Source organism: Paenibacillus sp. MER 180 (assembly GCF_023713665.1).
In the GTDB taxonomy this organism is placed as follows: Bacteria; Bacillota; Bacilli; order Paenibacillales; family Paenibacillaceae; genus Paenibacillus_B; species Paenibacillus_B suaedae.
This window is the reverse complement of the sequence record NZ_JAMAVT010000007.1, coordinates 1-21,450: the sequence shown is the minus strand read 5'-3', so window position 1 is coordinate 21,450 and position 21,450 is coordinate 1. Positions and strand designations below refer to the sequence as shown.

Here is a 21,450-nt window from a genome sequence, read left to right as displayed (position 1 = left end):
TTCATTAGTTAGTCTCGCTTATCCAGACGACCGCTTCATACGGACGAAGGATGAATGAACCGAAATCTTCAGCCGTTTCACGATAATTCGATAAGGCCAAGTACGGGTTACCTGCTATTCGAAGGCCAGACGACAGCGCCAATGGCTTCGCACCGAAGTTAAGCGCCACGAGTGCTTCTTCGCCAGCTGCGCGCCTAACGTATAGCAACGTGTCTTCACGCCGCTCCATCAAGGCATAATAGCCTCCATGAAGTGCCGGATGCCGGCGCCGGAGTGCGATTAGCTTCCGATAAAATTGATAAATAGAATCTGGACGCTGCTTCTCTGCTCTTACGTTCAACAGACGATGCTGCGGCCCCATGCCAATCCATGGCTCAGCATCCGAGAAGCCGCCGAATTTCTCCTCCGTCCATTGCATCGGCGTACGGGATTTGTCCCGGCACTTCGCATTGGCCATATGCAGCGCCTCTTCGGAGGACTTGCCGTTCGCAAGCGCCAGCTGATACGCGGTCAGCCCCTGAACGTCACGCATATCCTCGATTGTCTCAGCCACGAAATCGCGCATCCCAATCTCGTCACCGTAATAGAGAAACGGCACACCCTTTGCGGTCAACATCAGCGTGGCGATCAGCTTCGCACGTTTCTCCTCCAGCTCTGGATTTCCATCGCCGAACCGTGAAATGTGCCGCGGCATGTCGTGGCTGCTAAAGAATAGCGTCGGCACTTGATCAGATGCATGAACCTCTTCCATCTTCTGCAACTCTGTATAGAGACGATCGAACGAGAATGTCTCCTGACTGCCTAGATTGAAGTTGAATACGACGTCAAGCAGCCCTTTGCCGCTATAACGTCTCAATACGTCCATATCCTCCGAGCCGATCTCGCCAACCATGAATGCCCCTTCCCGTTCATGCACGTACGCGCATATCTCGGCAATCGCATCCAAGATGCCAGCTTGGTCCTTATCGTGCACATGCTGCTGCTCGCCTGCCGCATCGTACGGATTATCAAGAAATTCTCCGGATACTTTCAAGAAGTTAATGACATCGAGACGGAAACCGTTGATGCCCTTATCAAGCCAAAAACCCATAACTTCCTTCATCGCCGTGCGTACGTCAGGATTGGCCCAATTCAAGTCGACCTGTTCCTTCGCAAATGCATGGTAATAATATTGTCCCGTCGATTCGTCATACTCCCACGCGGGCCCGCCGAAGAACGATTCCCAATTGTTAGGGACATCCCCTTCGACTGGATCTTTCCATATATACCAATCGCGCTTCGGATTCGTCTGCGATGATCGAGATTCTTTAAACCACGGATGCTCCACAGACGTATGATTCAGTACAAGGTCAACGATGACCTTAAAACCGCGATCATGCGCCTCACGAATGAAAGTGTCGAAATCGACCATCGTTCCGTAGTCCGGATCGATGGTCGTATAATCGGCGATATCATAGCCATTGTCCACCTTGGGCGATAGATAGAAAGGCGTCAGCCATAAGCCTTCGACGCCGAGCTCCTGAAGCTCGTCAAGCTTGGATACAATACCAGCAAAGTCTCCTATTCCATCACCGTTTCCATCACAAAAGCTCGGCATATAGATTTCATAAAACACGGCAGATTTCCACCAAGGTGTCTCCACTTTCTCCACTCCCATTGCGTAGTCCATCTGCTACGGTTACTTCAGGCTGAATTGCATACCTTCTTTGAACTTTTTGCCGAACACGAGGAACATGATTATAATCGGAAGCGTCAACAGCACCGACGCGGCATACAGCGGACCTGGATAACCGCCATAAGGGCCGAACATTTGTGACAAAAGCACGTTCAGCGTCAGCATATTGTCACTGCGTACAACGATCATATCCCACAGCAATTCTGTCCAGCGCTCCATGAGCAGGAACAAGAAGATAACCGCAGTAATCGACTTCGACATTGGCATCATGATGCGATACAAAATCTTGAAGTCGGACGCTCCATCCAGCTTCGCCGCCTCGATGAATACCGTTGGAATTGCCTTGAAAAAGTTCGTATACATGAAAATTGCCCATAGGCTGATCGCTTTGGGAATAATCATTGCCCAGTACGTATCATACAAACCGATCTTCTGGATGACGAGGAAGTTCGGGATGAGCAGGATGATCGCCGGAAAGAACATATGGAACAAGACGAAATTGTTCACTGTGTCCCGCCCCTTGAAATTCAGCTTCGACAACGCGTAAGCTACCATGACGCCGAAGAGCATCATGAGTGCCGTCGATACAACCGAAACGATCACGCTGTTCAGGAAAGCATTCAGCCATGGACGAGCAATTCCAGACTCACCGCCGGTAAATAGCCACTCGTACGATTTCAGAGAGAAGCTGCCCGGTATAAGTTTTCGGTCAACCTGCGACCAATCAGCGAACGAGTTTAATACCATGTACAAATAGGGATATACCATGACCAGAAGCAGGAGCGTTGCTACGATGTAACGAACCGTCAAACGGAATTTGTTGTTTTGTTTAGACCCAACCATTTCGTTTACCCCACGTTTCCAGCAGTTTTTTAATGATGAAAATTGAAATGAACGTAACTACAGATGCCAGTATCGCAACTGCGGAAGCGTAGCCCGCCTGCAAGTTCTTGAACGCTTGGGTATAAATCTCCATCTGCCAAGTGTTCGTAGCGAAGTTCGGTCCTCCGCCTGTCAATTGGTAAACCTCTGTAAAAATACCGAAGGTAACGCCAAACGCCAAAATCAGTGTTGTATACATTGCAGGGTATAGTAACGGTAACGTGATCTTCCAGAAGCGTTGTCGATCCGTAACTCCGTCGATCGCTGCTGCTTCATATACTTCCTTATCAATGCTTTCGAGTCCGGATGTAAGAATAAGCGCATAATATCCGGTAAATTTCCAAGCGATGATGAGCGCTACGAGACACAGCGCCGATAGCGGTGAGCCAAGCCAGTTGATGTCAAGTCCAAAGTTGTTGCGTAGAAAAACATTCACCGGACTGTTAAAGGAAAGGAAGCCCTTCACGATAAGCGATGCCACGACACCCGATGATAAGTACGGCAAAAAGAAGCCAATTAAATAAAGACTGCGGAACTTCGGCAATCCTTGTACAAGCACGGCTACTCCGAGTGACATTATGGTAACGAGCGGCACAAACACAATCATGAATTTATACGTTACCCAAAATGCCGATACTACACCTGGCGATGACAGAGCCTTAATGAAGTTTTTAAAGCCGACAATATCGTATTCTGGTGCGATTAAATCCCAGTTCGTGAATGACAGAAAGAGGGACCATATTAACGGTCCCAAGAAAAATACAAGACCATAAATGAGGTAGGGACTGGTGAATAACCAGCCCAACCGATTATTTTGCTTATCAACCATTATTGAAGTTCCCCTTCAATTGCCTTTTTCATATTATCCCATGCAGTCTTCGGATCGATTTCGCCTCTGACTACCTTGTTGAAAGCCTCTTGTCCAATAATTGTCTGTAATTCGTTGTACCGTGGGTTGTCGATTGCCGGAACACCATGCGGAACGGATTTTGCATACAATTCAAGTCCAGGCGATTTTTGCATAATATTTTTGAATTCTGGCAACTCAGCCAAATCGTCGCGCGCCGGAGGCAAGTTCGTCTTCTCGAACCATGTCGCGTCGTGCTTCGCATCGGAGTATACCCATTTGAGGAACTCGGCAGCCGCTTCCTGCTGCTCCTTCGGCACACTGGAGAAAATAACGAGACCTTTCGCATCAGAGAACGTCTTCGCTTCCGCAGGATTCATTCCGTCCGGAACGGGAGGAAGAGTGAGCGTATACGTCTCATTGAATTTCATTTCTGGGAATCTTTCAGCCCAATAGTTGAATGTCCATGGTCCAAGATCCGTAAAGATACCTGTTCCTGTTTCAAAAGGATCAGTTACGTTTTTCGAGAGAATTGCGTTTTCTTTACGCAGATTGTCTACAAACTCCAGCGTTTTGACCCCTGCTGCTTCATCTCCGACAAATTTGTTGCCGTCAATAAACTTGTTGCCGTCAGATGATGCGTTATACAGCATAAAGAAGTCGAACCAGCGTTTCCAAGGGGTAGGATCCACTAAATCTGCGCCTTTGCCCCATACATATTTATCCGGGTATTTCGCTTTCAGCTTCTTCGCTACATCCAACACTTCGCTATACGTCTTCGGCGCCTCGTTATAGCCAAGCTCCTTTAGAATGTCAATGCGCCAGCCGAACAACATCGGGTTGGAGTAAATCGGAAGCACGTATTGATTATCATCAGCAAATTTCCAAGGCTCGAGCGTTTTCTCCATATTGCGGCTCGACACGATATCATTGAACTGCGGTAACGAATTCAGTGGAACAAGCGCTTTACTCTTCGCTAACTGAGCTGCGAAGCCGCGATTGATGTTCTCCGAAATAGCCGGAGCGTTCCCCCCTGCAATTGCCGCCTGAATGCTCGCTTCCGAGCTTGGCGATTCTTTAATGGCAGATACATTGATTTTAATCTTCGGATTAACAGCCTCATATTCCTTGGCCATTTCCATCCAGTAAGCTTGCTGTGGCGGATTCGGTGCCGCCCAAAGTTCAATCGTCGTTACTCCGTCTGCACCTTCCTTCGTTGCCCCTTTTCCGCAAGCAGCCAAGAGAGAGAAGACCATCGTAAGAATCAGCAATACTGACAGTTTCTTTTTCATTGAAACAAACCTCCTGTAGATGGTGTAATAACCAAATGGAACATTACAAAATATTTTGTAATGTTAATAAATAAGGTTACAATAACAACATGAAAGCGTTTGTATTAACATTATTATTCAAATTAATACCCTTGTCAATCTACAAACAATGGATATTATGTACAATCATCGTTATTCACATGAGTTATTCAACTTAACAAAAATATTTTGTAACGTTATAATAAAAATTGTAATGTTGTACTGTTTTGGATTGATTTCTGGCATAATTTCATATAGTCAAACTCATGAATAAACCATCTATTCGCTAGAATTGATTATTTATTACAAAATCATTCAAGTTTTTCTTAAATATTTTGATACCTTACAGTTATGATAATGAATGAAAGGAAGGGCGAACCTATTTATGAGAACGAAAATAACGATGCAGGATATTGCTGATTTTCTCCATATTTCAAAAAACTCCGTATCCCAAGCTCTTTCCGGGAAAGATGGCGTCAGCGAAGAAACGCGTCGACTGATTATTGAAACAGCGGAAAGAATGGGTTATGAGTATCCTTCTGCACGCAAGAAACGGCTATCTGAACAATCCGGCAACATCGCACTTATTGCTTCGGATTTCGCATTTGCGCAAAAAAGTTTCTTTGGGGAGATATATTTGAGTGTAGAACAGGAAACGAGGAGACGCAGCAAACATCTGCTTATTCAATCCATAAATGAAGAAACGGAGCGCGAACTTGTATTGCCTCTTTTTTTGGAAAATAAGGATGTAGATGGTATTATAATCTTATCACACCTCAGCACATCTTATACCAATGCGGTTATTGCAACTGGAATACCGACAGTGCTCATTGATCACCACCATCCCGCTATTCACGCGGACTGCATCCTAACAAACAATCGCTTCAGCGCTTACGAAGCCGTTCAGCATCTATACGATTTAGGGCACCGGCATATCGGCTTTATGGGGAATATCAGTTTCTCGCCGAGCTATCATGAGCGGTTAGATGGATATCGATTAGCACTTCACGATAAGGGCATCGCCGCGAATCCGGAGTGGATTGTGAAGAATGCACTCGAGGAACCCAAATATGTAATGCAGACGATGAAGTCTATAGGTACTCAACCGACTGCTTGGTTTTGTGTTAACGATGGTCTTGGATTTCTCCTTAACTCAACTCTTCATCAGCTCGGCTTCCAAGTGCCGAAAGACATATCTATTTGCAGTTTTGACAATGGCCAGTTGTCTCGTTTAGCTACGCCGATGACAACCACAATGGGGATTGATCTCAACCAATTTGGTCGCAAAGCTGTCGAACGACTTTTCTGGCGCATGGAACACAAGCATGAGCCATATATGGAATTACTGCTACCAACGAAGCTCATCGTACGCGAATCGACAGCCTCTGCCAAGAGGTAATCGAAGGCTTCGTAGCAGAAGGGGAAGGCATCACTTATTCCTAGCAGCCTCGAACATTCGAATAAAAAGGGGCTGTCCCAAAAGTCTAGAGCGACTTGGGACAACCCCTTCCTATTAACGAATAGCCCCGAAATATCAAGGGTTCGATCCGACTTATTTACGTTACCTTATTACAGCAATTCCTTGCGGAGCTGCTCCGGAGACTTCGGAGACAACAGGCCGAATGGAATATCGAATACAGTGCGCGCGCCGGACTCGCCGCGTTGTGCCAGACGATATACAGCACGAGCATAAGCAACGAGAACGCTCGCTGTGAACTCAGGATTGCTGCCCAAGTTCAGTCCGAACTCCATAATTTGCGATGTGCCTTCACCAGTCACGCCGCTGCGGAATACAAGACCGCCGTGAGGCATTGCAGAGTGATTCGTCTTCAGCTCTTCTTCGCTGATGAAGTTCACGATTGTGTCGTAGTCTGCGAAGTAGTTCGGCATGGACTTGATTTCTTGCTCGATGCGAGCCTTGTCCGCCCCTTCTTCTACTACAACGAAGCATTCACGCAAATGCTTCTCGCGAGTGGACAATTCAGGGTTCTCCCCTTGACGTACCTTCGCAACAGCTTCCTCGGAAGGAATTGTGTATTGTACACCGTTCTTAACGCCCTCTACACGGCGAATTGCATCGGAGTGACCTTGGCTCACGCCACGTCCCCAGAATGTGTATTCATTGCCCTCTGGAAGAACAGATTCGAACAACAAGCGGTTTAAGGAGAACAAGCCTGGATCCCAACCTGTCGAGATAACTGCAACATGTCCGTTTCCTTGAGCAGCTTCATCGACAGATGCGAAATATTCAGGAATACGTGCATGTGTATCAAAGCTATCCACCGTGTTGAACATACGTGCAAGCTCAGGACCTTGCTCTGGAAGATCCGTTGCAGAACCTCCGCACAAAATCATTACATCTACTTTATCTTTGTAAGATTCCGCATCATTGAGTGAAAAGACAGGAACCTCTGCTTGTATGGATTCTGGGCTGCGACGTGTGAAAATGCCAACGAGCTCCATATCTGAATTTTGGCGGATCGATTTCTCTACGCCCTTGCCTAAGTTACCGTAACCTACAATACCTATACGAATAGATGACATGAGGTTGCTCCTCTCTATTTCTAAAATCATGGACTAGTATAATATATAAAGTAGATTTGCACAAAATGACATAGATTATTCGCTATACTTGTTGCATTCTGTTGCTACTGCTCTTCAGCTGTCAACTCTTTTGCTATCTACGTAATGGGAAACTGAGTGTGATACGTGCCCCTCCTTCAGGCGTATTCGCTGCTTGAATGCCCCCACCATGCTTACGAATAATGAGCTTCGCCATATACAACCCAAGTCCGGCATGCCCTTGATATTGCGAACGTGATGCGTCGCCTTGAACGAACTTATCAAATACGGAATCCAGCATATGTGCTGGGAACCCAGTTCCCGTATCTGTAATCGACATCTCCAACTCATGCACTTTCCATTCCGCCTTCCACGTAATTGTGCCGCCTGAAGGTGTGAAGCGAAGGCAATTAGCGAGCAGATTGTCCATAAGCTGTCTCAAACGATCCCCATCGAGAAGCAGCGCTCCATCTGCTTGTTGATCTGCAGGTGGGATGCAATGGAATTCAATCTGCTGTTCCGCGCACAGCTGCTGCATATCCTGTGCGACCTCTTCCATAAATCGATTCATCTCTACTGGCTTTCGGTTCAAACGGAACTGCGGCGACTCCATTTCCGACACCTGATTCATTTCCTGCACGAGGCGAATGGCCCGCTTTGTATTCTTATCAATCGTCGTCAAATATCGCTGCAGACGATCCGGACGATTCATTCCACCATCCAGCAAACCCTCTACATGACCTTGCACGATTGCGAGCGGGGTACGCAGATCATGTGCGAGCGCAGCTACCATCTCGCGCCGCCGCTGCTCCATCTTCCACTCGCGTTGCAGAGACAAATATAGCTCCCGCCTCATCTCGTCGAATGCCTTCATGAGTTGAGCCATTTCAGAAGTACCTTCATAGGAGAAGCTAAAATCCAGATCCCGCTGCTGAACCCGTCTCGTGCCCTCTATTAATTCCTCGATGGGGCGGCTCAGCTTGCGGCCGAACCTTCGACCGAACAGCCATGCAAATAGAATGACAAATAGAAAAGGTGAAAATAAGACCGCGATGACTAACAGTCCGAAGTAAGGGCCTAGCTTCGATCGCACAGTAACGCCAACAGAAAGTGTGTAGTTGATGACTACAGCTCCCTGCAGTTCTTCTGACTGATTGACGACAGGCAATACGTTGCGAGCACGCCCCATTCCCGTCATCCCGCTTGCATTGAGTAGGGAAATCAGTTCGCGCCCACCACGTATGTTCGGATCAGGCAGCGATCCATATCTATATTGACCTGTTCGATCAACAACTGCGTAACGTATCCCCTTCTCATCTACTAATCGTTCGATGAGCGATTGATTTTCCTTATCCAGCAAGCGTTCCCCTTCTGATTCTACTAACTTGCGTATGGGCGGAATCTGCTTCTCATAGTAATTGGCAGGTCTGAACACGCCGTCGTCATACGATTGCATCCATATGAAGGCTCCCCATACAACAATCGTCAGTGCCAGACTCGCACCGATTACCCATACAAAGTATGTAATAAACTGACGTTTAAAGGAGTGCATGCTCATTCCTGCACCTTCCATTTGTAGCCGATGCCCCATACGGTTTCAATCCAGCGCGATTGCGTGTGAACTGCTGCCATCTTCGCCCGAATATTCTTCACATGCTCCGTAACTGTCGTATCATCTCCAAGGGCGTCCATACCCCATACCTGTTCGTAAATATGCTCGCGTGCAAATACCTGTCCCGGATGGAGAGCAAGCAGTTCTACGATCGCGAACTCCCGGCTTGTTAACGGCAATCGCTTGCCTTCATAACGAAGCTCCATCCCCTTCACATCCACTGTAAATGCTCCAAATATGAGTACTTGCTCATGATTATCCTGCTGCCGCACATAGCGTCGTTCTCTTCGAAGATGCGCTTCAATGCGCGCCTTCAGCTCACGCATGCTAAATGGCTTGCTAATATAATCATCGCCCCCTGCCGCTAGACCGTATATACGATCTGCTTCACTCACCCTCGCACTGACAAATAGAATCGGGCAAGCAACCGCTTCTCGAACCCGCTTACACCATTCCACTCCATCCGTGCCAGGCATCATAACGTCGAGTACAATTAGGTCGGGCGACTGTTCCGTAATAAGCCGCTGCGCCTGATCCGCATTGTGTGCCGTGCGTACCGAATACCCGTCATCCTCCAATGAATCACGTACGAACACCGTCATTTCTTCCTCATCATCGACCAGCAATATGTTAGCCCGTTCCATGCCTTTGTTCCCCTTTGGTGGCAAAATTCCAATCCTGTATGATTTCCTTTTCTTCGACTATGTAAATGAGTGACGATTGCTACGTTGCCTTATCACCGCTTTCTATCTCAATTTCCTTCGGTAACTATGATCTCTATTAAATATGAACCCTATTGATTATGATCTCTATTGATTGTGATATCTATTGATTATGATCATTATTAAATATGATCAATATGAAATACGATCCGCATTAATAGTTACTCTGTTAAACACCGTTGCCCCCGCTTAGTTGCACTTCTACGTCATGATTTTCTTATAGCAGTCATCATATCTAGTCTAATGCAACTCTCTCACACAGGGCAAATAAGCCAGAATCGTTCAATAATGCAATGGATTCAATAGAGCAATGAGTTCGATACAATAAGACGACATGAATCAGAATAAGCGTACTGTGAACCGCCGACAGGCACTTCCACTGTACGCTTATTCATTCGATGAACCCCCATTCCTGCTATCGCATATGCTGATCAAGAGGAGTTGGGCGATATGCCACAATATCGAATTATTGTCGATCTGTCTGATCGCAGGTTATACCTACTGGACGGAGATGTCGTTGTAAGGGAATATCCTGTGGGCGTCGGCAAGATGTTAACCCAAACCCCTACAGGGGAATATACGATCATTAACAAAGAGCCGAACCCGGGCGGCCCATTTGGCGTCTTCTGGATGGGCTTGTCGAAGCCCCATTACGGCATTCACGGAACGAATGATCCTTCCTCCATTGGGCACTACGTATCTCACGGCTGTATCCGCATGTACAATGAGGATGTCCTCCAATTAGCAGCTCTTGTCCCCATCCATACAAGAGTGACCATACGTCCATAACATTGACAGCATTAAATCAGGCATCGAAAAAAGAATAAAGCCTCTTTCCTGCTGCAGAGAAGCGTGTTCTCATGTCGCAGCAAGAAAGAAGCATTATATAAGTCCCCCACAATGCCATAATAACCACACGGTACATTGGCCCGGCCTTTATGGGTATATTCTATTATGCCAAGATCGATGCTGGAGCTGCTTCCAACGGGAAGTGGCAAGCCACTTGCCGGTCTGAGCCAACCGTCTCCAGCTCCGGCGCTACGAGCCGGCACTTCTCTTGAGCGAAGGCACATCGTGGATGGAACCGGCACCCCGAAGGCGGGTTCGCCGGAGATGGCACATCTCCCTGCAGAACAATTCGCTCCTTCTTATAGTGCGGATTCGGTCTTGGAATCGCTGACAACAGGGCCGCCGTATACGGATGCTTAGGATTCGCAAACAAATCCTCTGTGCGTGCCACTTCGACTAATCTCCCCAGATACATGACCCCGATACGATCAGAAATATGGCGTACCACATTCAGACCATGCGCAATAAAGAGGAAGGTCAGTCCTAGTTCCTTCTGCAGCTTCATGAGCAGGTTCAGCACTTGGGATTGAACGGACACATCCAGCGCCGAGACGGCTTCATCTGCTACGATAAAGCTAGGATTAAGTGCAATCGCCCGAGCAATGCCTATCCGTTGGCGCTGACCACCTGAGAATTCATGCGGATAACGGTTGCGTCGAACTGGATCCAATCCGACCAACTCCATCAATTCCACTACACGCTTATCGACTTCGCTGGAAGAGGCCTTATGGTGCACACGAAGCGGTTCTCCAATTATATCCCGAATGTGTATACGGGGATTCAAGGAACCGAACGGATCTTGGAAAATAATCTGCATATCCTGCCGCATCAGCCGCAGCTGCTTCGTATTCATCCCTTGTATCTGCTTCCCGTCAAAGAATACAGCTCCGCTTGTTGGCTTCTGTAATTGAAGAATAGCTCTGCCTAGCGTTGATTTGCCACAGCCCGATTCGCCGACGAGACCGAACGTTTCCCCTCTGGTAATACTGAAGGTAACATCGTCTACAGCCTTAACATGACCAACTACCCGGTTGAAGAGACCCGTCTTGATCGGGAAATACTTCTTCAGGTTGCGAACTTCAATCAATGATTGATCCATCATGCGCGCTTCACCTCGGATTGTTCGTCATTATTGCTGTCGTACAGCCAACATGCCACCTGATGATTACTCCGGATTTCCCCCAGAACAGGCTCGTGATGCCGACACTTCTCCTCCACCTTCGCGCAGCGTGGATTGAAGCGGCAGCCCGAAGGCAGGTTGTTGATACTCGGGATTGTTCCCGGAATCGTGTATAACTCCTCGCCTCTGGCTCCTTCCAAGCCTGGAATCGACTGCAGGAGACCCACTGTATAAGGATGGGAAGGATGATCAAATATTTCTTCAACACTTCCTTCCTCCACAATCTTGCCGGCATACATAACCGCAATGCGATCAGCCATCTCCGCAGCCACGCCCATATCATGGGTAATCAGCACAATGGCCATGCCGAGCTCCTGCTGAAGGCGCTGTAGCAGATCAAGAATTTGTGCCTGAACCGTTACATCCAGCGCGGTAGTCGGCTCATCTGCAATAAGCAGCTCTGGCTTACATATAAGTGCCATCGCGATAACGACACGCTGCCGCATACCGCCTGACATCTCGTGCGGATATTGCTTCGCACGCATTTCCGGATCAGGAATTCCAACCATGCGCAGCATTTCAATCGCCCGATCCCATGCTGCCTTCTTGCTTATTTCCGAATGAAGCTGCAAGCTTTCCGCAATTTGATCCCCTATTGTAAATACCGGGTTAAGCGCCGACATCGGATCCTGGAAGATCATCGCGATTTGCTCACCGCGGACCTTTATCATTTCTTTTTGCGATTTGCTTGTTAGATCTACACCATTGTAGTGAATGCTGCCTTCAAAAATGGTTCCGCCTGCATAGTCGATCAATCGCATAATCGACATTGAGGCAACACTCTTACCACTTCCGGATTCCCCTACGATACACAGTGTCTTGCCCTTTTCCACGCTAAGAGATATTCGATCTGTTGCCTTCGCAATGCCCTGTGTTGTCACAAATCCTGTGGTCAGATTTTGGACTTCAAGAAGTTTTCCCGCCATTGCTGCACCCTCCTACGTGGAATTTTCTCTTTCTTGCGCGGGTCAAATGCATCACGGATGCCGTCCCCAATAAAATTGACCGCCAGCACAACAATAAAAATACATGCTCCAGGATAAAGCGCTTGCGTCGGATCGACAAGCATAAATTGCTGTGCGTTGCTAAGCATCAATCCCCAGCTCGTATCAGGCAGCTGTACCCCTAAACCGAGATAAGATAATCCTGACTCAGCAAGGATTGCCCCGCCTACCATTAAGGTAGCGTTTACGATAATAGGAGCCGTGGCATTGCGAAGCAAATGCCTGCCGATAATCCCCCAACTGGACACACCGATCGCCTTTGCCGCCTCCACATATTGCATCTCACGCAGTTGCAGGAATGTTCCCCTTACAAGTCTTGCCGAGCCCATCCAGCTTGTAAAGCTCAGAATTAATATCATGTAGCTGAACTTCGCGCCGAAGATGGCGAGTACCAAGATGTTCAGGAACAAGGTTGGAGTAGAGTTCATAACGTCAACAAATCTCATGAAAATCGTATCGATCCATCCGCCGAAATATCCGGAAATCGAGCCGATGATCGTACCGATGACAACAGAGATAAATGCAACAGAAAAGCCGACTGATAACGACACTTGACTGCTATAGATAAGCCGTGACAAGATGTCTCTTCCTAATTCATCCGTTCCAAGTGGATGACCAGGACTGCCCGATGGCAAACTTGACTTCAGCATATCGATCGCTGCTGGGTCATATGGGGCAATATATTTGGCAAATACAGCAATGGCGACAAAGAATAATAGTACGATGGCTCCAACCACTGCAAATGGATTGCTCATAAATTTCTTCCATGCCATTAAAGTCATACTTGTCGGCTTCTCCGACTTATGAGGGCCTATCTCACGGGTCTTATCCGGTTCGAGCTGAGCATCCTGCAAACTCGCTGTACTCATGACGACACGCCCCCTCTGCCCAATTGTACGCGCGGATCAACAATGGCATACAGAATGTCCGCAATCAAGTTACCAATAACGACGATAACCGCTGTAATAAGAGTAATCGCCATGAGAACTGAATACTCCCGTGACACCGCCATATCTACGAACAGCCGCCCCATTCCCGGCCAGTTAAACACACTCTCCGTAATGGTTGCTCCCGCAATGAGAATTGGCAGATCCAAGCCAAGAATTGTGATGATCGGGATGAGTGCATTCCGCAGAGCATGACGGGCAATGACTCTTCTCTCCTTCATCCCCTTCGCTCTCGCTGTTCGAATGTAGTCCTGTCCTAGCACCTCAAGCATACTGGATCGGGAATATTTCACATAAGAAGCCAAGAAACCTAATGTAAGAACCGTTACAGGCAGAATAAGATGCATGAATAAATCCTGAATATCGCCCTCTTTCCCCATCGAATACATGTCGGATAAGGGCAGCCAGTCCAACTTAATAGAAAAATAACTCTGCAATAGAATACCGAACCAGAATGTCGGCATTGCAAACCCAACATAAGAGATTAATGAAGCTGTCTGATCGGATAATCCATACTCTCTCGTACTATTGTATATCCCCCAGGGAATCGCAATGATTAAGGAGAGCAGCCATGCAACGCTCATCAGAACAACAGTATTCTTCACTGTCGGCCAGAGTATATCACCTACTGGAAGGTTATTCTTGAAGGTTTTCCCCAAATCACCCTTCATCAGGCCGCCCACCCAGCGGATATATTGAATATGAATTGGCTTGTCCAAGCCAAGATTTTTCGCTTGTATTTTACCCGCTTCCTGAGACAGTCCCGGCGACAGAAAGATTTGCGTCGGACCTCCTGGTGCTGCATGAATGAGTCCAAAGGTAACAATGGAGATCAAAAACAGCACTAAGAGTGACTGTAGTATACGGCGGATCAGGTACTCCGTCATAGGAAATCCTCCTAATTCGTATCGTGTGAGTTCATGTATAAGCACGTCCATATAAAAGAGGAAGGGGCAAGCAACCCCCTCCCCTCATCATACATATTCAAACTGTGCTGGGTATCTTATTCTACCCACCAGTTGATCATGCGGAACATGTATCCATATGCGAGTCCTGGTTCAGGTCTGTCTTCTTCCGCATATTTCACACGAGGGTTCAAGCCCTGTGGTGTACCATATTGATACAAGAATACATAAGGAAGATCCGTTGTGATTTCTTTACCGATCTCTGCGTAAACCTTCTTACGCTCGCTCTGATCAGCGACAGAGTAGCCTTTTACCCACAATTGATCGACTTTTTCATTTTTATACCAACCCGAGTTTTGGTTCGGCGGGAAGAACTTCGAGGAGAGAATGCTCTCCGCGTTCGGATCCGGATCATTTAATGACCATGCCGCCAAAACTGCTTGATATTTTCCTGGATTAATGTTCTGCTCTTGCCAAGCAGCGAAGTCAATGCCTCTAGGCTTTACTTCAATTCCGATATCTTTCAAGTTCTGTTGGATAACAGCAGCAACCTGTTCACGGCGGCTGTTCCCTGTATTGTATTGAAGTTCGAAGGAGAATTTGACGCCGTTCTTCTCCAAAATGCCGTCATTGTTAGCCTTCCAGCCGTCTTCAGCCAGCAGCTTCTTCGCCAATTCCACATCATAGTTATAAACTACTGCAGTTTCAACTGGATCAGCCCATGAGCCAGGCAAGAATGGCGAGTTCATCAACTTACCTGTTCCCTTAAGGATACTGTCGACCATGCCCTGGCGATTAAGCGCATGAGCAATCGCTTGTCTTGTCTTCTGTCCAGCAAAGAAGCTTTCTTTATTATCGAAGTTCATTTTGTTAAAGTTGAAGCCCATGTATTCGTAGAGTGGTCCTGGTGCCAAGATGACTTTGAGGTTGTCGCGAGCTTGAACAGCTGCGAGTTGAGTGACTGGAATCGCGGATACGGAGTCAATATCTCCCTTGATGAGAGCTTGCACTTCTGTATTTTGATCTGCGTAGATTTTGTAGATGACTTTCTGGATGTGAGGTTTCTTCGCTCCCCAGTAATTCGGGTCTGCTTCCATGCTATGATATTGCTTTTGCTTCCATTCTACCCATTTCCAAGGACCGTTCGTTACAGTCTGCTCTGGCTTGGAACCGTATGAATGCTTCTTCAATTCTGTAATCGGAACGTCCTTCAAGATGTGATATGGCACTGGTTGAAGTCTAAGAGAGTAGAGGAATGGGGCATATACTTGCTTTAACTTGATCTGAACAGTGTGCTCATCGACCTTCGTTACCGATTCAACATGTTCGAACTGGCTAATTGCTGGGGAGCCTGCTTCTGGGTTGCGGACTGTATTAATGGTAAAGATGATATCATCGGCTGTTACGGGTTGACCGTCGCTCCATTTGGCTTCTGGCTTCAATTTTACCGTGTAGGTCTTCGAGTCTTCACTGATTTGAGGAGGTTCAGCGGCGAGAGACCAAGGCTCAACGACTACGTTCGCTTGACGGTCAAGGTCATACAGACTGGCAAAAATCAAGTTGATTACGTCACCTGAGGAAGTGTCACTCGTGAAGATTGGACTTGTCGATACGATATCCGAGAAGGTACCTAACGTGATTGTACCTCCATCTTTCGGGGTCTGAGCCGTATTCTCCTTCGCTGGCTCTTCCGTTTTCGCTGGTTCGGTATTTTTGGGCTCATCCTTCGGCGGATTGGTCGTTGTGCTTGAACCACCGCACGCTGATAACAGCGATCCCATTAGTACCAAGAGCAGCATAAATGACATCCATTTCTTTTTTGCCACATAATTCCCCTCTCTCATTTTCGATTTTTTTGTGAAGGATATATTTTCCTAGACATTGTATCATTTGAATCAGACTACAGGTAGTAAAATGATGGAAAATATTTATAATTCGCAATTATATTTTTCATTTTACTGATTACTTTCTTTAAAAAGACTATTATAGAAAGAAAAAAGAGGCGATATTCGCCCCTTTACCACTTTACCCCAATAAATTAACCTATGGTATATGGGATACGCACGCCAATCTTCCGCGATCCCATTCACTCGTATCCTAGCGCTGGATGCTGACAATTCTCTCCGTTCCATTCCATGTGACGCTGGCCCCTATGGATTCGGCAATTGCTCGAACAGGTACATAGGCACTGCCATTCAGAATGATGCTATTTGGCTGAGAAATATTGTTGAGATACGCGACCTTCTTCGTATTGTCCCATCCAACAGAAAGACCCAATGCTGACGCTATATCACGAATCGGACCGTATACGACATTTTCCTTCATTATTCCCTGCGCTGCTTCTTGTCCATTGACTAGAATGCGAATTCCATTTTGAAATTGCTGTACTTGCCCCTTAATTAAAATAATGAACTGGCTCCAGTACGGGAGAATTTGCGAAGGGCACTGCTTGCCTGACCATTTCTTATGCGGGACAACTTGATCGATCGTAAGCTTATAGCGCAAAATCAGTGTTGCCACGAGCCACGCTGCGTTATTCCAAGCCACATCTTGATTCATGCCCGTATACATGCATACCTCAATAGCAATGCTTGTCGTGTTGCCAGGCCCATTGCCATCGCCCGCGTGCCATCCCTGCTCATTATCACGCAGATGCTGATAAATATCCTTGTCATCCACCGTATAGTGCCATGATGCTTGTCTCCCACCGCTTCCATCTAACAAGTAGCGCGCGTGCGATTCCGCTGTTCCGCTTGTATTGTCCGTGTTGTGGATCGTAATCCACTGAGGTGTCATAGGCTTGCTCGGCTTGTTCGGACTGCCATCTGGAATCAGACGTTGTTGAATGGCGATGCTCATGGTTCATCATCTCGCTTCTGCATAATGTGTTGCTCCTAGAAGACTTGCCATGCATGCTGCGAGAGCTGATCTATCACCAAAAAGCGTTCAAAGGAGTTGAACGCCGCTTGGATCATTGCCACATTTGGATTGTATATAGGAGAATCACCCTAAGTTAGAAATGCCGTCGCAAATCTTCTATAGTAAAGCATACGTACTTTCATAGAAGTTTGGCTCTGGCAATTGTCCGGCTGATATAGCTTGTTTTCTCTTGTTATGTATTAGGCTAGTTGTTCACAACATTACTATTTCGGTTCACAAATTATAATCAATATAAAATTTTCTGCTGATTCATCCATACATGCGGCTTGTAGCTTGTCCGAGACACATTACAATAAACAGCTTTAAGTTCTTCTGCTGCTAACGCCGACAAGGCCAATTGTACTAAGGCCTATCATCACTCCTTCATATTAATGTCGAATCGATAGAAAATAGGTTAGAAATTGAATGTGTATTCCCAGTTTATAGTGAAATAAACATTAAATAAGTTCGCCCCAGAAATGGAAGATGGTACAATTGACTCATAGAATCGAATAAGTCTAGCGACTTGCTTCGGCGCTACTCTCCCTTTTCAAGGGAATAACGAAAGGAAGATGCACGCTTGAAGAAATTAGCTATCATTTTACTAATCGCCTCCAGCTTCATGATGCTCACTGCTTGCAGTGGAAAAGACGCAAGTGCTCCGAAAGAATCAGCTGTTGAGCAGCAGAAACTAAAAGAAGAGAATGAAAAATTAAAAGCAGAAGCCGACAAATTAAAAAAAGAAAAGGCAGATAAAGAAGCAGCAGAAAAAAAAGCTGCTGAGGAAGCAGCTCTAGCCGCAGAAACGGAACAGTCTGAGGCCAATACAACTTGGAACGTAACCGATGTAGATGCGGAGACAAATGGAAATATAGAGTTTGCAGCGGACTTGCTGCTGACTGGCAAGAAGCTTCCAGCATCCGGGAAAGCTGTACCCGCTAAGGTACATAAGACTCCATGGGATTATTATGGGAAATTAGTAAAATTCACTGGTGTAGTGAGCTTAGTCACCGATTATCCACCTAGCGATGAAGTTCCTCTTCGTTCGGAGATTATTATTGTCACCGAAGATGAAGTCATTGTTGACTTTTTGAGTCTTGTTCCAAGCGGAGATATCGAAGTTGGCGACGAGGTTACGATTTCTGGGCTAGTAACGGGACGGATGGAAGTTGATAACAAGGTTGGCGGGACGTTCACCCACCTCATAGTAGTCACCAATGAAGTTCCAAATTAATTATAGATCATGATATCGATTTATGCGCCCGTAGCTGTCCTACGGGTTTTTTCCTGTAATCGAAATCAGTCATCTCACAAAGGAAGTTACATGATAGGAGAAAACAGAAATGGATGACAAGTGGATCCTTGAGCAATCGGAGTCTACAGCCAATGGAGGATTCCTTTCTTCCAGCATTGTAGTTATCTCTATACTTGCAACCTGCTGTGCAATCGCCATATCTATCTACGCATGGGTACACAGCAATAATGTCAACGAAGCCACAGAGAAGCTGCAGCAATCCTTCTCTAAATTGCAAGCGGACTATGAGGAACTAAAAAGAGACAACAGCAAACAGGGATTTACGATCAATCAACTGCAGAACAATCTCTTGTATGCAAATATTCAACATGACATGGAGGAAAACGTCGTATCCGATCATTTGATATTGGATAAAATCTACTTCGACGATATCGTCTATCGCAAAGGAACGAGCGGCACGACCATAGACGTTCGCACTCAGCCCGAATTTAATAATAAATATGCGGGGTCTGGGAAGTTCACTTTATCTGATAAGGAATTGAACAATGTTGTAACCACGTTCATGCAAGCAGCGCGAGATCAATATGAGTGGTGTCTGGAAATGTACAGCATGGATGCCGTTGCACCAGAATGGAATGAGCTTACGCATACCATTACGATCCACAACTATGATCTTGGAACCTATCATAATGGTGTGTTTACGCCTGTTAAGAAATAGTATCTTTGAGCTTAGGTAAAACACCGCTAGCTTCTGCAATCCGCTGAACTGAGAAATCAGGTCATTCAAAAAAGAGAGAGTCAACGAGAAATGCTATTCGATGACCCTCTCTTTTATTAATTCTGTTAAGATTGATAAAGTATCATTTATGCATGTTACTGAAACAATTTAGGCTCTGCGAGTGCTGCCCACGTAGACTCGAAAACATTTCCTGGTTCCGCCACAATTTGAAGCTTAAGTACCCCACTCACATCAATTTTTACAGGATTAGGGTTATCTCCGCCCTTTACATTTTCAAGCAAATCCAATTCTGTCCCATCACCAATAAAGCGATAGGTAACCACTCTATTCGAATTTTTCGTTTCATCATCTACGCCAATAAAAGTTGACAGCTTTTTATACTTTCCATTTAAGTTATAGTCAATAGAGGTACTTTTGTTGTTCATAAAGCTAAGATTAAAAACAATTCCTTTTTGGAATTTATCTCCTGCAATTTCAATTTTATTGCTGTAAGGGTTTTGATTAAAATGAACGCTTGAACCACTAGGGCCATCCGTTCTTGCATAATTTACATCAGATAAATATTTAAACGAACCTTCTTTTTTACCAACCCAGGCTGTTTTATTTTTCCCGTCATACGAAAATTCTTTCCCCGAAGCGTCAGCAACGAATTTCACTGGAGCATATAGCTGCCCTTTATAGAGAATCGCATTTTCTGTGCTAACTTTCTGAACACCATCGAACATATACTTTATGTTTTCAAACGAGACTTCAATTTTTGCCGTGCTAGCAGCAAATGCCGCTGTACCAAATAGCAGACCCCCAATTACTACTCCCATTAGTAGGCCTTTTAGTTTCTCCTTCATCATTCAGTTCTCCCCTGTTTATGTTCTTAGCATGTAATGACCAATCACATAACTTCGATATATACCACTATATTCCTGCACATTCTCCCAAAATATCTACCTATTTTGTCAAATAGAGTATTACTACATAACTTAATAAAATAAAAAACGTATTGCCACTTATGCGACGAATACCCTCTTGTTTAACAAAAATCATTTATTCAGCATACGGAGTTCCTATTGTTCCTAAAATGGGGAAAAGCCCCTCTTAGGAGGGATTGCGAATGTAAACTATCACCTTAACTATTACAATTCAACACTTCTTATTAGCTTAATAACACTAGCAATGTCACTTAAAAAGAGATGATTTACCGCCTAAAGATGGCTGGAGAGATACCTGCCGAGACCTAGTCCTTCGGGGCGATGGTCGCGGATATCCACTCGTTGATATCCACAAATTATAAATAGACCCACAAAATAGGTAATTTGTATCATTCATCTTTTATTACCATTAATGGTAATATAGATTCACCTGGAAGAATATTACACATAATGGACTTAAAGTTGAAAAATTGAAAAGGAAGTGTGCCAAACTATGAAAAAAACGTTTGTAACCTTACTTACGACCGCTCTCTTACTTACTGCCGCTGTTCCAGCTTTTGCCCAAGAAAGCACTCAAGCTCCTGCACCGGCAGCCACAAGTGTTGTTAATCCTGAATCGATTTCCGCTTCGTCTTACTTCTTCGCTAATGTTTCTTGGAGAAATGTTTCTGGCGCAACTCGCTATGAGTATTTCGTGTATAAAAACGGAAATTTGGTTGAGTGGGGAAGTCAGGGTGTTACAGGCAGAGATGTCGGGATGGAGGAATTCGCCGCTTACAGAATAGAAATTAGAGCTGTTGGGTCAAACGGAAATCAGCTTGCTTGGGGCACAACGAATACCTTTGTGGCAGGTCCCACTTCAATTTACGTATCTCTGTAGTCTTTGGAAGGTTCATGTAAGTATCTCAAAGGAATAAACAGAACAAGAACCTGCTTAGCGTTGAAAATAATGACTACCATAACTCAAATAGGCTGCCAATACGGCAGCCTCAGATTGTTGAGAAACCCTGTCTTTTTAAAGGCACAGGGTTTCTTTTGTTTTGCATTCTAGGGATGAAAAGAGAACCCCTGGTGGTTATCCTCGTCTTTCTAGGCGATCCAGGTGGATCGCCATCT

Annotated in this window: 19 protein-coding genes; 5 read left to right on the top strand and 14 right to left on the bottom strand. The window is 45.8% G+C overall.

What is annotated here, in order from left to right; genetic code table 11:
• Nucleotides 1-4 precede the first annotated feature (4 nt).
• The 4 genes from M3661_RS13240 to M3661_RS13225 are packed head-to-tail and all read right to left on the bottom strand — an operon-like array spanning nt 5 to nt 4,696.
• On the bottom strand, nt 5-1,642 hold the full coding sequence (locus M3661_RS13240) for an alpha-glucosidase (protein WP_251485711.1): 1,638 nt from the start codon (nt 1,640-1,642) through the stop codon (nt 5-7).
• Between the two features lie 36 nt (nt 1,643-1,678).
• Nucleotides 1,679-2,518 (bottom strand): carbohydrate ABC transporter permease, encoded by an 840-nt coding sequence (locus tag M3661_RS13235; RefSeq protein ID WP_044354158.1) that lies wholly within the window; start codon nt 2,516-2,518, stop codon nt 1,679-1,681.
• A complete protein-coding gene (locus M3661_RS13230; RefSeq protein WP_044354159.1) occupies nt 2,505-3,386 on the bottom strand; it encodes a carbohydrate ABC transporter permease in 882 nt (293 codons plus the stop codon). The genes M3661_RS13235 and M3661_RS13230 overlap by 14 nt, the downstream gene beginning before the upstream one ends.
• The gene (locus M3661_RS13225; RefSeq protein WP_044354161.1) at nt 3,386-4,696 is read right to left on the bottom strand and encodes an ABC transporter substrate-binding protein; all 1,311 of its coding nucleotides are present in this window, start codon (nt 4,694-4,696) and stop codon (nt 3,386-3,388) included. Before M3661_RS13225 ends, M3661_RS13230 begins: the two co-directional genes overlap by 1 nt.
• Before the next feature lie 403 nt (nt 4,697-5,099).
• On the opposite strand from M3661_RS13225, the gene M3661_RS13220 reads away from it, so the two are divergent.
• Nucleotides 5,100-6,113, top strand: a complete 1,014-nt coding sequence (locus M3661_RS13220; RefSeq protein WP_251485709.1) for a LacI family DNA-binding transcriptional regulator — start codon at nt 5,100-5,102, stop codon at nt 6,111-6,113.
• A gap of 170 nt (nt 6,114-6,283) precedes the next feature.
• Here the strand turns inward: M3661_RS13220 and M3661_RS13215 are convergent, their stop codons facing one another.
• From M3661_RS13215 to M3661_RS13205, 3 genes are all read right to left on the bottom strand, one after another.
• Nucleotides 6,284-7,258, bottom strand: coding sequence for a diaminopimelate dehydrogenase (locus M3661_RS13215; protein ID WP_021256261.1), 975 nt, complete (start codon nt 7,256-7,258; stop codon nt 6,284-6,286).
• A gap of 133 nt (nt 7,259-7,391) precedes the next feature.
• Nucleotides 7,392-8,834, bottom strand: a complete 1,443-nt coding sequence (locus tag M3661_RS13210; RefSeq protein WP_251485706.1) for a sensor histidine kinase — start codon at nt 8,832-8,834, stop codon at nt 7,392-7,394.
• Nucleotides 8,831-9,532: a response regulator transcription factor gene (locus M3661_RS13205; RefSeq protein WP_251485704.1), complete on the bottom strand. Its 702-nt coding sequence runs from the start codon at nt 9,530-9,532 to the stop codon at nt 8,831-8,833. Before M3661_RS13205 ends, M3661_RS13210 begins: the two co-directional genes overlap by 4 nt.
• A gap of 528 nt (nt 9,533-10,060) precedes the next feature.
• On the opposite strand from M3661_RS13205, the gene M3661_RS13200 reads away from it, so the two are divergent.
• Nucleotides 10,061-10,399, top strand: a complete 339-nt coding sequence (locus M3661_RS13200) for a L,D-transpeptidase (RefSeq protein WP_021256264.1) — start codon at nt 10,061-10,063, stop codon at nt 10,397-10,399.
• A 163-nt stretch (nt 10,400-10,562) separates the two neighbouring features.
• Here M3661_RS13200 and M3661_RS13195 read toward each other — a convergent pair whose 3' ends face one another.
• The 6 genes from M3661_RS13195 to M3661_RS13170 form a co-directional block, all read right to left on the bottom strand.
• A complete protein-coding gene (locus M3661_RS13195; RefSeq protein ID WP_251485702.1) occupies nt 10,563-11,561 on the bottom strand; it encodes an ABC transporter ATP-binding protein in 999 nt (332 codons plus the stop codon).
• Nucleotides 11,558-12,565: an ABC transporter ATP-binding protein gene (locus M3661_RS13190; RefSeq protein ID WP_251485700.1), complete on the bottom strand. Its 1,008-nt coding sequence runs from the start codon at nt 12,563-12,565 to the stop codon at nt 11,558-11,560. Before M3661_RS13190 ends, M3661_RS13195 begins: the two co-directional genes overlap by 4 nt.
• A complete protein-coding gene (locus M3661_RS13185) occupies nt 12,532-13,512 on the bottom strand; it encodes an ABC transporter permease (RefSeq protein ID WP_065290221.1) in 981 nt (326 codons plus the stop codon). Before M3661_RS13185 ends, M3661_RS13190 begins: the two co-directional genes overlap by 34 nt.
• Nucleotides 13,509-14,477: an ABC transporter permease gene (locus M3661_RS13180; protein WP_065290222.1), complete on the bottom strand. Its 969-nt coding sequence runs from the start codon at nt 14,475-14,477 to the stop codon at nt 13,509-13,511. Before M3661_RS13180 ends, M3661_RS13185 begins: the two co-directional genes overlap by 4 nt.
• Nucleotides 14,478-14,593: 116 nt before the next feature.
• Nucleotides 14,594-16,294: a peptide-binding protein gene (locus M3661_RS13175; protein ID WP_175400462.1), complete on the bottom strand. Its 1,701-nt coding sequence runs from the start codon at nt 16,292-16,294 to the stop codon at nt 14,594-14,596.
• A 298-nt stretch (nt 16,295-16,592) separates the two neighbouring features.
• Complete coding sequence (locus tag M3661_RS13170) at nt 16,593-17,354, bottom strand: N-acetylmuramoyl-L-alanine amidase (protein WP_251485698.1); 762 nt, start codon at nt 17,352-17,354, stop codon at nt 16,593-16,595.
• 640 nt (nt 17,355-17,994) lie between these two features.
• Here M3661_RS13170 and M3661_RS13165 point away from each other — a divergent pair.
• Complete coding sequence (locus tag M3661_RS13165; protein ID WP_065290225.1) at nt 17,995-18,648, top strand: hypothetical protein; 654 nt, start codon at nt 17,995-17,997, stop codon at nt 18,646-18,648.
• Between the two features lie 109 nt (nt 18,649-18,757).
• Complete coding sequence (locus M3661_RS13160; RefSeq protein WP_251485696.1) at nt 18,758-19,387, top strand: hypothetical protein; 630 nt, start codon at nt 18,758-18,760, stop codon at nt 19,385-19,387.
• Between the two features lie 155 nt (nt 19,388-19,542).
• Here M3661_RS13160 and M3661_RS13155 read toward each other — a convergent pair whose 3' ends face one another.
• Nucleotides 19,543-20,256 (bottom strand): NPCBM/NEW2 domain-containing protein, encoded by a 714-nt coding sequence (locus M3661_RS13155; protein ID WP_251485693.1) that lies wholly within the window; start codon nt 20,254-20,256, stop codon nt 19,543-19,545.
• Nucleotides 20,257-20,827: 571 nt separating this feature from the next.
• On the opposite strand from M3661_RS13155, the gene M3661_RS13150 reads away from it, so the two are divergent.
• Entirely contained in the window at nt 20,828-21,214 is a 387-nt protein-coding gene (locus M3661_RS13150; protein WP_065293783.1) for a hypothetical protein, read from the top strand.
• Nucleotides 21,215-21,450: the final 236 nt, after the last annotated feature.